Origin of the sequence: Roseobacter sp. MED193 (assembly GCF_000152965.1) — a bacterium.
GTDB lineage: Bacteria > Pseudomonadota > Alphaproteobacteria > Rhodobacterales > Rhodobacteraceae > Pseudophaeobacter.
Window position 1 is genome coordinate 1,979,709 of record NZ_CH902583.1, and the last position, 12,932, is coordinate 1,992,640.

Annotated in this window: 10 protein-coding genes and 1 tRNA gene; 8 read left to right on the top strand and 3 right to left on the bottom strand. The window is 57.6% G+C overall.

Translation table 11 applies throughout. The features are described 5' to 3' along the window. Positions 1–73: 73 nt before the first annotated feature. On the bottom strand, positions 74–568 hold the full coding sequence (locus tag MED193_RS11845; RefSeq protein WP_009809968.1) for a MarR family winged helix-turn-helix transcriptional regulator: 495 nt from the start codon (positions 566–568) through the stop codon (positions 74–76). An 85-nt stretch (positions 569–653) separates the two neighbouring features. Between MED193_RS11845 and MED193_RS11850 the strand changes: the two genes are divergently transcribed. Next, complete coding sequence (locus tag MED193_RS11850; RefSeq protein ID WP_009809969.1) at positions 654–1,526, top strand: EamA family transporter; 873 nt, start codon at positions 654–656, stop codon at positions 1,524–1,526. Here MED193_RS11850 and MED193_RS11855 read toward each other — a convergent pair. Then, positions 1,523–2,224, bottom strand: a complete 702-nt coding sequence (locus MED193_RS11855) for a lysophospholipid acyltransferase family protein (protein WP_039966151.1) — start codon at positions 2,222–2,224, stop codon at positions 1,523–1,525. The genes MED193_RS11850 and MED193_RS11855 overlap by 4 nt on opposite strands. 142 nt (positions 2,225–2,366) lie before the next feature. Here MED193_RS11855 and MED193_RS11860 point away from each other — a divergent pair. Next, a tRNA-Trp gene (locus tag MED193_RS11860) sits at positions 2,367–2,442 on the top strand. A gap of 817 nt (positions 2,443–3,259) precedes the next feature. Here MED193_RS11860 and MED193_RS23230 read toward each other — a convergent pair. Beyond that, complete coding sequence (locus MED193_RS23230; protein ID WP_254655452.1) at positions 3,260–3,385, bottom strand: DNA cytosine methyltransferase; 126 nt, start codon at positions 3,383–3,385, stop codon at positions 3,260–3,262. A 1,372-nt stretch (positions 3,386–4,757) separates the two neighbouring features. Here MED193_RS23230 and MED193_RS11870 point away from each other — a divergent pair. The 6 genes from MED193_RS11870 to MED193_RS11890 all read left to right on the top strand — a co-directional run bounded on the left by MED193_RS11870 (position 4,758) and on the right by MED193_RS11890 (position 12,870). After that, on the top strand, positions 4,758–6,200 hold the full coding sequence (locus MED193_RS11870) for a S1C family serine protease (protein WP_009809973.1): 1,443 nt from the start codon (positions 4,758–4,760) through the stop codon (positions 6,198–6,200). A gap of 156 nt (positions 6,201–6,356) precedes the next feature. Beyond that, entirely contained in the window at positions 6,357–6,722 is a 366-nt protein-coding gene (locus MED193_RS22960) for a hypothetical protein (RefSeq protein WP_157041348.1), read from the top strand. A gap of 429 nt (positions 6,723–7,151) precedes the next feature. Further along, entirely contained in the window at positions 7,152–8,648 is a 1,497-nt protein-coding gene (locus MED193_RS11875; RefSeq protein WP_009809974.1) for a BTAD domain-containing putative transcriptional regulator, read from the top strand. 80 nt (positions 8,649–8,728) lie between these two features. Continuing rightward, a complete protein-coding gene (locus MED193_RS11880; protein ID WP_009809975.1) occupies positions 8,729–9,961 on the top strand; it encodes a cytochrome P450 in 1,233 nt (410 codons plus the stop codon). Between the two features lie 2 nt (positions 9,962–9,963). Beyond that, positions 9,964–11,025 (top strand): PEP/pyruvate-binding domain-containing protein, encoded by a 1,062-nt coding sequence (locus tag MED193_RS11885; RefSeq protein ID WP_009809976.1) that lies wholly within the window; start codon positions 9,964–9,966, stop codon positions 11,023–11,025. 33 nt (positions 11,026–11,058) lie between these two features. After that, complete coding sequence (locus MED193_RS11890; RefSeq protein WP_009809977.1) at positions 11,059–12,870, top strand: PEP-utilizing enzyme; 1,812 nt, start codon at positions 11,059–11,061, stop codon at positions 12,868–12,870. Positions 12,871–12,932 lie beyond the last annotated feature (62 nt).

A 12,932-nucleotide genomic window follows, 5' to 3' on the forward strand; every position in this document is an offset into this window, starting at 1 on the left:
TCCAAGAGGGCGCTCCCGCCCCTCGCCCTTCTCGCCGATGGCGGGCGGGGCTCCCAAACCCAGTGCGTTTCCTTTAGCTGCCCGCCTGCTCCACTGCAGCCTGAGCCCGAGATAGCAAGGTTTTGAAAGCTCTCCGCTCTTCCTCTGGCATAGCTGCAAGCATGCGCTCCTGCGTGACAACATGATCCTCTACCACCTGATCAATTAGATCCAGGCCCGCTGGGCTAAGCTCAATCAAAAAGCTGCGGCTGTCTTCGGGGTTGAGCTGACGTAGGACCAGGCCATCCGCCTCGAGGCGTGCAATACGGTTTGTCATAGTTCCAGAGGCAACCATAGTCGCCTTCAGCAGCTCCCCTGGTGACAGCTGATACGGAGCCCCTGCACGCCGCAGGGTCGCAAGCACGTCAAATTTTGCGGCATTCAATCCAAAACGGGCAAAGGTCTGCTGCATGCCCTCCTGGTAAGCCATGTACAACCGTGCCACCCGACCAATGATCCCCATCGCGCTGACATTCAGATCGGGCCGTTCACGCGTCCATTGGTCAATGATAAAGTCTACATGATCCATGCACATAGCCTGTTCACTAAATATCTTGATGTCAAGACAAACACATATATCTTGACGTCGAGATAAATACATGGAGACTCACGACATGGCCCGCTTGGATTTGTTTTACACCGCGCTTGCCCCGGCAATTTGGGGCAGCAGCTACATCGTGACCACCAGCCTGCTGCCGGGCCAATCTCCCCTATTGGTCGCCCTGCTACGCGCCCTGCCTGCCGGGCTGATCCTCTTGCTGCTTGTGCGCCAATTGCCGCCACTGAGCTGGATACCAAAACTGTTGATACTAGCCATGCTCAACTTTTCCCTGTTCTGGACCCTGCTCTTTGTCTCAGCCTACCGTCTGCCAGGAGGCGTCGCGGCAACCCTGGGAGCAACGCAGCCGCTGCTGGTGGTGTTTCTTTCGGCCTATGCGCTGAAAACGCCGATGAGGCCAGCTGCTCTTTTGGCCGGCAGCCTTGGCATCATAGGCGTTGCCCTCTTGGTTCTCACTCCGGAGGCAAAACTTGACATGTGGGGCGCCATCGCCGGACTTGGCGGCGCTGCATCCATGGCGGCAGGCGTAGTCTTGACCCGCAAATGGCAGCCACCCGTGCCACCACTCACCCTTACTGCCTGGCAATTGACGGCAGGTGGGGTGCTGTTGGTCCCCTTTGCGGCTCCAAACCTCTTAGATATCCTCTCGCTTACCGGAGCCAACCTCTTGGGCCTCGCCTATATGAGCTTGGTTGGCGGTGCCCTGACCTATATCCTGTGGTTTCGCGGCATTGCACGGATCGAGCCTGCCAAAGTCTCACTCCTGGGTGTGCTGAGCCCGCTCACGGCGGTTATCCTGGGATGGGTATTGCTGGCGCAAAGCCTAACTCAGATGCAGTTTATAGGAGCCGCCCTTGCCCTGTTCAGCCTTTGGCTGGGACAGACAGATCTGAGCCTGAAATCCATAGGGCCCCGGTCTTCCGCCTAGGTTCCGTTTTCATCCTGGCCGCGCCCTACAGCCCGATCTGCACGATCTGTGATCTCATCCAATGAGGCCTGCAAACTCATCCGGAGGACTTCCGCCTCTTCTTCACTTGGCTTCTTAGGAACCACATCTGTCCACTCCTGACAGATCAGGACCCCGCGCGAAAAGGGCAAAGGCAACATCTGTTTGTCCCAGGTCGGAAGCTTCAACACATGCCGTTCAGCAAAGGCCACGGTAAAAACCCGACAGCCAGTCATGCGCGCCCAAGTGATTGGCACCCCAGATGAAACCCGCGCCGGGCCGCGGGGTCCATCCGCAGCAATGCCAATAGAACACCCAGATTTAGTGCGCCGCAACACTTCGCGCGACAAGGCGACATGACGTTTATGGCTCGACATCGGGATGGTCTCGAAGCCCAATCGAACCAGGATCTGCCCAGCCAATCGACCTGCGCGGGCAGCCGATGTTAGCGCGCAGATTGGGCCCAAAGAAGTGTCGAACAGATAAGGCGCCATAATAAGGCGTTGGTGCCAGAGCACAAAGATCACAGGCTCGCCTCTTGCAACGGCAGCATCCATCTCCGCACAGCCGGACCTCTGCCAGCGAGATGTTTTATATGCGAAGGCAACGTAGCCTGCAAAAAACGCCTCAATCATTCGATTGAAGCGGGGGCTGTCAGCTATTTTTTTGCGCAAGCTCAATAGAGGATCCCTTTTTTACTTGTCATAGAATACAGAACTCGCGAGATCCAGCCTGGTTACTACGTCGCGAAAAAAGCAACGCCTTTCTGATGATTTCCCTCTTGCGAGTCAGCCGGAGGTGCCTTAGTTAAACCGGCATTGCAGGGGTATAGCTCAGTTGGTAGAGCGACGGTCTCCAAAACCGTAGGTCTCGGGTTCGAACCCTGATGCCCCTGCCAGTAAAATCAAGGACTTGATGTCCTGTTCATTCTTCCCCAAAAATGGTTTCCCACAAAGTTTCCCACGGTCACGTTTTGTTTTTGTTCTGTTCTCGCAGTGCTTGCGCCTGCTTAGCGAGGACTTTTTGACTCGCACCGCGTGAATACTTCTGGATCATCGACAAACTTTTGTGGCCAGTAGTGGCGGCGATTTGGTGGTCGGTACACCCAGCCTCTGCCAACTCACCTGCCACTGGGGCTATGGGCGTTCCTTTCCCTGTTCCGTCTTCGCTGGCGTCAAACCCTTCGCCTCGCAGAGTGTGTGTGGCTGACATAATCGGGACGAGGCCGTCGGAGGTGTCAACATCCATCCCATATGGGCGGTCGCCCCCAGTTCTGTTTCCCCCAGCCCTCATGGTGGGTGCGATTCCAATTGGGTATTCGCGACCGCCTCCCAGGCCTTCTGAAGCACCCGTGGTAGAGTCTTGCCCCTCTTCGCGGCGCTGCGGAGAATCCCCGCGCATGCGGTCGAGCTCAAGTAGTATCGCTGCGGGATCAATGCAGTTTCCAAAGTCGATGACAACAAACACGCGACGGCGACGCTGCGCCACTCCGAATCATTGGGCGTCGAGAACGGCCCAAGCCGCCCGTGCCCGCGGCCCCTGCACCATACCTTCACCGGGCCAGCTGCCGTCTCCTGGTGACTGCAGGGCATTCACTGCGCCGACAAGTCAGTCCTGCCAAGAAGCACCCAAAGGCGTTTCCTTCGTCGCTGAGGACACCAGGGACGTTTTCCCAGATGACTGCGCGTTTTCCATCAGGTCGAGCAGCGACGAGTTCATGTGAGATTGCCGCGGGCGTCTGCAGTGCCTTTGCGAAGGCCAGCTACGGAAAAGGACTGGCAGGGAGTGCCGGCCACCAGAAGGTTAGGCAGGGTGCACGCGCAGTGCCCATAAAGCTCCATTCCATGGTCTCAATGGACCGATCTCTGAACTCTTGGATTAGCGTCTTGCCGAAGAGGTCCAACGCACTTGTTTCTGTCATCATTGAACCCCCAGAATGTCTATAGGCATTAGAGCATATTTTTTCGCAAGCGAACTAGAGAGCACGCAATCAGCTCTCTAGCTTGGGTGCGGGTCGGACCGCCCGATTCAACGGCTCCCACAGAAACACGCGTGTTTTCACGCTTAGTATTTGATCGACCATCCAGGTGCAGTTCTCTAAATGTACGAAATCGCCACACGGAAAATGGCTTAACTGGGATCACCTCGGCCCAGATTTCATCTTCATTCAGAAGCTCCAACCTCTGTTCCAGCCCGTTGGTATCAACCCAACGGCCCGACCGGACGCAAACATCCCGGCTCAGGGGCTGCGTATTCTACTGACGCTCCCTCAGGCGGGTCTCTATTTTGGGTTTTAGGATTTGAAGCTCGTGTTTTGATGTTATGAGCGTGGGGAGGTGAAGAGGTTAATCAATTGATGCTGTTGGTCAATTGTATTTTGATGGGTCTGTGTTGACCTTTTCCGACCTGGTTGCGGGAGTAGGATTTGAACCTACGACCTTCAGGTTATGAGTCGTAACCCTTTGATTTTGATTTATTATTTTAAATCAAGCACTTAACCGATAAGCCTTTGTTTTCATTCAATCTGTTCACCGACTTCCACCGACATTGGGTGCGTTGAGACGCTTTGAGATGTAGGCAAACAGACGTTGAGTGGTTGACGTGGTGTTGACGTAAACCATCGCGATTATAATCGCAATATCGCTCTCTGACGGCCCCATGGACCGGCCATTTTGACGACGAACTGGCCCGTTTCCATCAAATTCCTGAGCACAAAGCGCGGAGCATCATGTGGCGGACCACAATGCGGGGAAGCTCACCCGAAACCCATGGCGCGCATGGGCCTAATGAAGCGTCTATAGCGCCCCGGCTGGCCCGCCAACCCGGTTTCCGGAATTCATTCCGCGCTTATGAGTTCCGGGTTCTTATTGAATTCCGGCGGCAGTGACTTGGTCACAGGGCGCGGCTTGTGCCGCAGTATTGAAGTAAACTTAGCCAGAGCAGCATCGTGATCGGCCCAGAGCAGTCATTCAATCCGTCCAGCTTGCCGCAGCGCAGCTACCAAGAAAGATCCGTCAGATGAAGCGTAGAAATCCTGCAAGGACGGCGGCGTCGCCCACGCGGTATTGCCCTTCTGACGGCAACAGGATCTGCGTTTCCCAGAGGGGCTGCCAAATTCTGTCATCTGTGGTGGAACCGATTTAGACGTACGCTGTGGGTTGCGAAATTACTGAATGCCGATACCATCTTCGCGGCAGAATGCGTGGTGGGGAAATGAGACTTCTTGGTTTCTTGCAGATCATTTTTTTCGTGGTGGGGCTTTCCTTCCCAGCCTATTCACAGCAGTTCGAAAGGCTGCTTAGGGATTTCGATAGCAATGCTCTGACGCAAGCCGATAAACGATTCTTGCAAACAGCGCTTGCTTTCGAAGGAGACTACATAGGTCTGTTAGACGGGGCATGGGGGCGACTAAGCCAAAGAGCGATGGAGCAATATTCGCGGCGTGAGTACAGCACAGCCTCTGAAGATTGGCATATGGCGATGCTGGCCTATGGCTTCTTTAGTAAATGGAGTGAGAGCGGGTGGCGGATAGAGTACATTCCGAAACTGGGATTATCGTTCCTGATCCCAAAGGAAGCCGTAGTCATTGATCCGCCAAGTGAGTATTTCGCGAACATACGCCATACAAAAAGCTCCCTTTCAATATCGACAGGTGTTCACCGTACCGAAACTGCCGTGCGCTTCCATGAATTCACTCTGTCGGAGGCTAGTCGAACAAAGGATCCTTACGTGGTGCGGAAAAAAGGGTTGGCTGTCACGAGCATCATCAAACCAGATGGTTCCGCCCTCTACACCAGATCCGACTATATAAACGGGGCATGGTCGACCATTATGCTGTCCGCAAATCGCTATGACGCCAACGTCCTTGGCGCGGTGTCTTCGAGCATACAAAAAGGATACGCTCCACCAATTATCTTCACTCAAGGCGGCTACCTAGAAAACATTCTAAAACAGACAAATGAACTGTTGGCCGCTATGGAGCGCGAAGAAGAGAAACCAGGAGACCAGCGGGCAGCTACAACACCTCCGAAAGCTAAGAGGGGTGGCCAGGGCTCTCAAGGCTCAGGCTTTTTTGTTTCGGATCAAGGTCACGTGCTGACGAATGCCCATGTCGTAGAAACTTGTAGTCGCTTCACCGTGGATGGGGAAAGCGCGACGCTTGTTGGACAGTCCAAGACGTTTGATTTGGCACTACTGAGAACGGAGCTACCAATAGGTAGGACATTCGCCCGATTTTCGCCCTCTCCCCCTCAACTCAATTCGGATGTGACGGCTGTAGGTTTTCCCTATTCAGGGTTACTTGGTGGGCTAAACGTTACACGCGGGGCCATTTCTGCATTGCAGGGCCTAGGTGGGGACGAAACGACACTACAGATTTCCGCACCAATTCAATCTGGCAACTCCGGCGGTCCATTGCTGGGAGACGATGGTGAGGTAGTTGGTGTTGTTGTTTCGAAGCTTGACGCCAAATTGGTTTCAGAGGTTTTGGGGGATGTTCCTCAGAATGTGAATTTTGCTGTCAGAGGTGAGATCGCCAAGCTATTCCTCTCGCAAAATGGTGTCGATCCGGTCAATGGGGAAACAGACTTACCCCTTGATGGGGTAACTCTGGCAAGGCAAGCTCAGGCCTTTACCGTACAGATCGTTTGCGAATAACTAGCCTTTGCACTTAATCGCAGCGGCGCACAAATAGGCCTTTGAAAACACCACGGCTGGTGGCTAAGCTACAAGCAACTAAACTCAAACTTCTTCCACCTTGCTTGACTGTTGTCTGGCTCAATATCTGCTTTAGAATGTACAAAGGGCTTCGTGATGAAATTTAGACCAATACTGGCAATCACCCTTTCTGCAGTCTCTTTGGCAGCGTGTGCCGACATAACCGTTCCTGTAGCTGCAATTGGCCAAACTGGCACGATTATGAAGGGTACAGCGACAGCCCGGATGAATGGTGACGGTGAAATATCTGTTTCTGGCCCCTATGGAGCATGTACCGGGAACTACAATTCCTTGGACTACTCTCTGACCATTCCAATCTCGTTGCTTTGTGAAGACGGTACAACTGCACTTGGCTCAGCTACGCGAACTGCTAGTGGATTGTCAGGCGCTGGAACCATGAGAGATTCCAAGGGGCGCGAATGGCAATTCGTATTTGGTCAGAACGCGGCGGCGCTTTTTTGAGAGGCACACGAAAAAAGCTTGAGGAAGGAGGCGCCCCTAGTTTCCTTAACGCCTGCCTTCCTGAGTTGTCGCTTGTTGCTCACATAGCCAACAGTTGAAAGCGAACTGTCGTTCGCGCATTCCGCAATAAATGGCCACTCACTGTCCTCTGCACCTATCAAGCAAACGGCCCTTAGCGGAAGTTAAGCCAATAAGCAGCTAACGGCGGCTTTGAGCCCAAAATAGCCAGTGCTGCAATTTGCCTGAATGCCCGTGAAGCAACCAAACCCGACATTGGATTCGCAGAGTCTGCCCTGCAAGGTCGGGACCTGCGCGGCGCATTCGGCAAGTGCGAAACCCGTTGCGTATTCGAAGTGAAACCTATCAACTTCCTGGTGACACCAAAAATTTGAGGGGACCGATCCTCATGCCAACAATCGTCGAGAGTTCATGACGCGCAGCGCATCCAGAGACAGCACTGGATCAGACCCCGCACAGACGACCGACATCGCTGTGAACGCCTCTCTGATCTACCAAGAAACGGATGTCGGCTTCCTGGTGGAAGCCCTCGTCGCCTTGTCCCAAAAGGATTCGCCGGTTTTGGTCCTTTCGGATGACGACAGCTTCCTTCCAGATCTCCAAAACCAGGAACGACTGGACTACACCGCCGCGGGGCTGGACGAAATTCCGATCCGCTTTGACGTCGTGCGAGAACGCATCTCGAAGGCCGCAGCGCCCCTGGCAATGGGGGCTCGGATCGTCGTCGATATGCGCTGGGGCCTGCAAACGGTCTCGGCCTCGGCCAATTTCGAACGTTGGGGCGGACAATGCGACCGGCTCGTTGCCGATCTTGGCTTGTCGGTGGTGTCGGTTTATGCCCGCAGCCTGTTGATCGAAGACCAGTTAATCGCGGCGCTTCGCGGCCATAGCCATTTCCTAGCCCCGTCCGGGATCTACCCCAATCCCTACTGGCTGCCGCCTGAATACCTTGAGGGTGCGACGCTGACCAAACAGGTGGCATTTCTTCTGGGACGGCTGGTGCCGGATTATGCCGGGCTCGTCGCCGGAACGGAACTGGGCGAGGGCGCTGCAACCGGAGCCGACCCGAACTGGATTACGACACCGCGGCGGATCAGGCCACGTGCCGGCGGCGACGATGTTTGGAAGATCCGCTGTTTCGGCCGGTTGAGGATCTATCAGTCCGACGGGAGCCAGGTCCGCTGGGGTATCCCCGGCAGTGCGCCGAAGAAATCCAAGGCCCTGTTCGCCTACCTGCTGCAACGTGGCGAACGCGGCGCGCGCGCCGACCAGTTGGCGGAGCTTCTGTGGGGCGACGAACCGGACGAGACCGTCAAGCGTTCTCGCCTGCACCACGCGGTCGCCATGCTGCGCAAGACCCTGGGTGGGCGCGAGTTCGTGCTGCGCACCGGCGAGTACTACAGCCTGCTTCCACCAACCGGAACCTGGATCGACGTCAGCAGCTTCGAACAGCTCTGCCACCGCGCCAAGGTGCTGGCGAATACCGGACGGGCCGACGAGGCGATCACGCTGCTCGACGCGGCGGACCGGCTCTATACCGGCGAGTTATTCGAAGATCTGCTGCCCGACTTCGTCGAGAACGACATTGAGGATTGGGTGATGCCGCGCCGGATGTGGTTCAAGGACATGGCCCTGAAAGTGCAGCGCGACAAGGCCGAGATCCTGCGCCGCCAGGGCCATTTGCGCGAGGCGCTGGAATGTTGCCAGAAGGCGTTGAACATGGATCCGACCTGCGAGATCGCCCACGCCGAGGCCATGCAGATCTTCTGTGCCCAGAATCGCCCCGAGGCCATCACCCGGCAATACCGCCAGATGCGCGCCGCCATCGAGGCGATCGGCGCCGAATTCGCAACACCCGAGCTCGATGAACTCCAGGCCAAGCTCCTCAAAAGCGCAAAAAATCAATAGCTTGCGCAATCCCAAAGAAAAACCAAAGTTGCGGTCGTACTGTGATTCGCAACGAACGCACATTTTCGGGAGGACAAGAGATGAGCGTTGCCGAACTGTCCCGCGAGGCGGGAAAAATCGACATCTTCGATCTCAGCGCGCCCCATGCCGCATGGAAGGCCCTGCGCGAGGAAGCGCCGGTCTATCATGACCCGGCCTCGGGATACTGGGTCGTCACGGCCTATGATGACATCAAGGCGGTGTTTGACGACTACCAGACCTTTTCTGCGGAAATCGCCCAGGAGCCGACGAAGCCCCTTTGCGACGAGGCGAAACGGATCATCGCAAAGGGCGGTTTCACCTCCGGCCTTTCGGCGCGGATGCCCCCGGATCACACCCGTATTCGCAAGGTCGCCCAGACCGCCTTCGGTCCGCGCCGGTTCAAGTCGATCGAACCGAAGATCGAGGCGATCATCGACCGGACGCTGAACGAGGCCGCCGAACTGGGCCAGTTCGATTTCTTCCGCCAGGTTGCCTACCCGGTGCCGGCGCTGGTGCTGTTCACGATGATGGGCATCCCGGACGAGGACGTGCCCAAGGTCAAGGATTGGGCTGTCAGCCGCGCCCTGGTGACCTGGGGCGATCTGAGCGACGAGGAACAGGTGGTCCATGCACAGGGTATGGTCGACTACTGGGCCTATTGCCGTGCGCTGGTCGACGCCCGCCGGGAAAACCCCGGCGATGATTTCCCCAGCGATCTTCTGAAGGCGCAGGCGGAAGGTGCCGACATCACCGACGAAGAAATCGCGGGCCTGATGTATTCGACGTTGTTTGCCGGGCACGAAACCACCACCACCCTGATGTCCAACGCGGTGATCACGCTGATGCACAACCGCGATGCATGGGACGCGATCCGTGAAGATCCTTCGCTGATCCCCGCCGCGACCGAGGAAATCCTGCGCTATTCGCCCTCGATCGTATGCTGGCGGCGCCTTGCCAAGGCCGATACCCAGATCGGCGGTGTCGACGTGCCCGCAGGGGCCAAGATCCTGATGGCGATGGGTTCGGGCAACCGCGACGAAAGCGTTTTCCCCGGCGGCGAGGAATTCGACATCCACCGCGCCAACGCCCGCAATCACCTGACCTTCGGTTACGGCATCCATTTCTGCATCGGCTTTCAACTGGCCAAGATGGAGTTTGGCATCATGCTGCGCGAACTGACCAAGCGGTTCCCGAACATGACACTGACGGACGGGCAAAACATCGACTACCTGAAAAACATCTCGTTCCGCGTGCCGCTCAAGGTGGAAGTGGATCTGGGGCTCGGAGGCTGAAGATGTCAGATTACACGCTGCCTTTCGACAGCATTGGATCGGCGGATCACGCCCGTGTCGGCGGCAAATGCGCCAGCCTGGGCGAGATGACCCAAGCCGGTGTTGCGGTGCCGCCTGGCTTCGCCGTGACCACGGATGCCTACAAGACGATGCTGGAGGAAACCGGTCTGTGCGGCGAGATCGAGAAGCAGCTCGCGCGCACCGATTTCGACGACGTGGATTCGCTCGACCGCTCGGCGCAGGCGATCCAGGTTCGCTTCCGCTCGCACCACCTTCCCGCTGCGGTCGAAGAGGCCATTCGCGCCGGGTACGAGGGAATGGGGGCCGACATGCCGGTCGCGGTGCGCTCTTCCGCAACGGCCGAAGACCTGCCCGATGCGTCATTTGCCGGACAGCAGGACACCTATCTGTGGGTGGTCGGCGCCCATGACGTGATCGAACATGTGCGCGATTGCTGGGCCTCGCTGTTTACCGCCCGGGCGATGAAATACCGGCACGATCACGACCTTGGGCAGATCGACGTATTGATGAGCGTCGCGGTGCAGAAAATGGTCAACGCCCGTGCCGCCGGCGTGGCGATGACGCTGGACCCGCTGACCGGCGACAAAACCAGGATCGTGATCGACGCTTCTTACGGTCTGGGTGAACTCGTTGTCTCCGGGATCGTCACCCCCGACAACTATTCGGTCGAGAAAGTCCTGATGGAGGTCGTAGATCGCAAGATCTCGGACAAGCATCTCGAGCTGATCCCCGACGCCAAGGCCGAAACCACTGTCGAGCGCGTCGTCGCCGAAGACCGGCGCAAAGCGCAGTGTCTGAGCGACAAGGAAATCCTTGCCGTGGCCGAGCTTGCCAAACGGCTTGAGAAGCAGAACGGCTGCCCGCAAGACGTGGAATGGGCGCTCGACGCCGATCTGCCCGAGGGCGAGAACCTTCTGGCGCTGCAAAGCCGGCCCGAGACGGTCTGGTCGCAGAAACCCAAGGAAAAACCCAAATCCGCCTATGCCACCGGCATGGCCGGGATCGTGGGTGCGCTGAATAATCCGATCGGCGCAAAAAACTAAGAAAATCATCGGAAATCAGGGAGGAATTTTCCAATGGACGCGCAATCACCGATGTTTCCAAGTGCATATGACCTGAAGGCCCCCGCGGGCGCCGAAGGTTGGGAAGAGCTCTACCCCTATTACCTCACGTTCCAGCCGAACCTGAGGGAACAGGAAGACGCGAAATTCTGGTTCTGTGACAGCCAGCACTGGCCGAACCCGTTCAAACCTTTCGACGCGGTCACCGTGGAATTCGCGGTTAAATGCCTTGGCCAGTACAACACCCGCCACTACCTGGTACCGCCCGCCAATGGCGTCGACTACCGCATCCACAACGGCTATTGCTACATGTCGCCGATCGCCGTTGCGCCGGAGCTGATCGAGGGCCGCGTGCCCCAGTTCATGGACCGCGCGGGGCATTATTTCCAGAACTGGCCGACGCTGCTGGAAAACTGGCACAAGAAGGTTCGCGCCAATATCGACGAGATGGAAGCGTTGGAGTTCGAAAAGCTCCCCGAGACCGTGTCGGTCGAGGATGTGAAGGGCGGCGTCGGGCTGGATAACACCACCAAGCTGACCGAGACCTATGACCGCGCCATCCAGCTTCTCTACCGGACCTGGCAGTATCACTTCGAGTTCCTGAACCTCGGCTATGCCGCCTATCTCGACCTGTTCGGTTTCATGAAGGAACAGTTCCCGTCGATCCCCGACCAGGCCATCGCCAAGATGGTACAGGGCCATGACAGCGACCTGTTCCGCCCCGATGACGAGCTGAAGAAACTGGCCCGGCTGGCCATTGAGCTGGGTTTGGCAGACGCGTTGCGGTCCGGCTCGGTCGACGAGGCGCTGGCACAGGTTGGCACCCGTCCGAATGGCGAGAAATGGCTCGCCGCCTGGGAAGAGGCCAAGGATCCGTGGTTCAACTACACCACCGGCAACGGGTTCTATTCGACCGACAAGTACTGGATCGAAAACCTTGATATCCCGATGGGCTATCTGCGCGACTACATCGCGCGCGCCGAAGCAGGCGGAACCATCGAACGGCCGACCGCCGAACTGCATGCCGAACGCGACCGCATCACCTCCGAATACCAGGAGATGATGGAGCCCGAAGCCCAGGAGGTGTTCCAGGGCAAGCTTGGGCTGGCGCGGGTGGTCTATCCGTACGTCGAGGACCACAATTTCTACATCGAGCATTGGTCGATGGGCGTGTTCTGGCGCAAGATGCGCGAGCTTTCCAAGCTGTTGTCCGAAGAGGGTTTCTGGCCGACCGAGGACGGCATGTTCTACCTCACCCGCAACGAGGTGCGCGACGTGCTGTTTGACTACGGCAATGCCTGGGCAACCGGCGGCGACTGGATCGGGCCGAGCTACTGGCCGCAGGAAATCGAGCGCCGCCGCGGCATCATCGATGCCCTGTCGACCGAGGCCCCGCAGCCGGCGCTCAACAACCCGCCCGAGGTGATCACCGAACCCTTCACGATCATGCTCTGGGGCATCACCTCGGACTCGATCAAGAACTGGACCGGCGGTGACGACAATAGCAGCGACCTGACCGGCATGGCCGCCAGCCCCGGCGCGGTCGAAGGCCTCGCCCGGGTGATCCGCAGCCCCGAGCAACTGGGTGAGATCCAGCAGGGCGAGATCCTTGTCGCCCCGGTGACCGCGCCAAGCTGGGCGCCGGTGTTTGGCAAGATCCAGGCCACCGTAACCGATATCGGCGGGATGATGAGCCACGCCGCCATCGTCTGCCGCGAATACGGCCTTCCGGCCGTGACCGGCACCGGCAACGGCAGTTCGCGGATCGAAACCGGACAGAGGATCCGGGTTGATGGCAACACCGGTCAGGTCACGATCCTCGACTGACCGGACTCCCACGGGGCGCGCCTGCGCGTGAGGCAAAGCGCGCCCCGACCTACCCGTCCTTG

What these genes read in the sequence shown, in the direction of transcription:
- MED193_RS11890 (WP_009809977.1), top strand. Translation starts at nt 11,059, where the DNA reads ATGGACGCGCAATCACCGATGTTTCCAAGTGCATATGACCTGAAGGCC.
- MED193_RS11870 (WP_009809973.1), top strand. Translation starts at nt 4,758, where the DNA reads ATGAGACTTCTTGGTTTCTTGCAGATCATTTTTTTCGTGGTGGGGCTT.
- MED193_RS23230 (WP_254655452.1), bottom strand. Translation starts at nt 3,385, where the DNA reads ATGGAGCTTTATGGGCACTGCGCGTGCACCCTGCCTAACCTTCTGGTG.
- MED193_RS22960 (WP_157041348.1), top strand. Translation starts at nt 6,357, where the DNA reads ATGAAATTTAGACCAATACTGGCAATCACCCTTTCTGCAGTCTCTTTG.
- MED193_RS11885 (WP_009809976.1), top strand. Translation starts at nt 9,964, where the DNA reads ATGTCAGATTACACGCTGCCTTTCGACAGCATTGGATCGGCGGATCAC.
- MED193_RS11850 (WP_009809969.1), top strand. Translation starts at nt 654, where the DNA reads ATGGCCCGCTTGGATTTGTTTTACACCGCGCTTGCCCCGGCAATTTGG.
- MED193_RS11880 (WP_009809975.1), top strand. Translation starts at nt 8,729, where the DNA reads ATGAGCGTTGCCGAACTGTCCCGCGAGGCGGGAAAAATCGACATCTTC.
- MED193_RS11875 (WP_009809974.1), top strand. Translation starts at nt 7,152, where the DNA reads ATGACGCGCAGCGCATCCAGAGACAGCACTGGATCAGACCCCGCACAG.
- MED193_RS11845 (WP_009809968.1), bottom strand. Translation starts at nt 568, where the DNA reads ATGGATCATGTAGACTTTATCATTGACCAATGGACGCGTGAACGGCCC.